General features: G+C 53.6%; 1 rRNA gene. It reads right to left on the reverse strand.

Annotated elements, in window-relative coordinates:
- Nucleotides 1-457 (reverse strand): 23S ribosomal RNA (locus E1J61_RS36130); the annotation flags it as partial.

The raw sequence follows: 457 nt of genomic DNA on the forward strand, positions 1-457 counted from the left end.
CCGGGGTTCTTTTCGCCTTTCCCTCACGGTACTGGTTCACTATCGGTCGATCACGAGTATTTAGCCTTGGAGGATGGTCCCCCCATCTTCAGACAGGATTTCACGTGTCCCGCCCTACTTGTCGTACACCTAGTTCCACAACGCTGTTTTCGCATACAGGGCTATCACCTGCTAGGGCCGGGCTTTCCATCCCGTTCTGCTAACAACACTGCTAAAGAGTACAAGGCTGTTCCCATTTCGTTCGCCACTACTTTGGGAATCTCGGTTGATTTCTGTTCCTGCAGCTACTTAGATGTTTCAGTTCGCCGCGTTCGCTTCCCACACCTATGGATTCAGTGTGGGATGACCCATACGGGCCGGGTTTCCCCATTCGGACATCTCCGGATCAAAGCTTGTTTGCCAGCTCCCCGAAGCTTTTCGCAGGCTACCGCGTCCTTCATCGCCTGTGATCGCCAAG

It is taken from the genome of Cupriavidus sp. L7L, from assembly GCF_004353535.1.
In the GTDB taxonomy this organism is placed as follows: Bacteria; Pseudomonadota; Gammaproteobacteria; order Burkholderiales; family Burkholderiaceae; genus Cupriavidus; species Cupriavidus oxalaticus_A.